At 56.8% G+C, this 479-nt stretch carries 1 protein-coding gene; it reads left to right on the forward strand.

The genetic code is table 11. The annotated features are described in order from the left end of the window. A partial coding sequence (locus tag AC5V8P_RS26085) for a condensation domain-containing protein (protein ID WP_495474114.1) occupies positions 1 to 479 on the forward strand: 479 nt, incomplete at both ends.

Consider the following 479-nt stretch of genomic DNA (forward strand, 5'->3'; position numbering starts at 1 on the left):
GCGGTATGGGCCGGAGTGCTGGGCGTGGAAGCCGTGGGCACGCAGGATAACTTCTTCGAGCTGGGCGGCGATTCGATCAAGGCCTTGCAAGTCTCGTCCCGTTTGCTGCAAGCTGGTTACCGACTGAACATGAAGGATCTGTTCAGTTATCCAACGGTAGCATCGCTCAGTCCGTTGCTTCGTACCGATGGCAAGATGGCCAGTCAGGAAGAAGTCGTAGGCCAGGTGGATCTGACACCTATTCAGCGGTGGTTCTTCGAGCAGCAGCCAACTGACCTGCACCACAGCAACCAGGCTATGATGCTGTACCGAGCCGGGCGCTTTGATGTTGACGCGCTGCTCCGTACGATGGACCGTATTGTCCAGCATCATGACGCACTGCGCACGGTATTCCGTGAGACAGAGCAGGGTTATGTCGCTTGGAACCGCAGCGTAGAGGAAGGCGAACTATACACGCTGGACATTGTAGATGTCAGCGG

The sequence above is a fragment of the Paenibacillus sp. N119s genome (assembly GCF_059447605.1).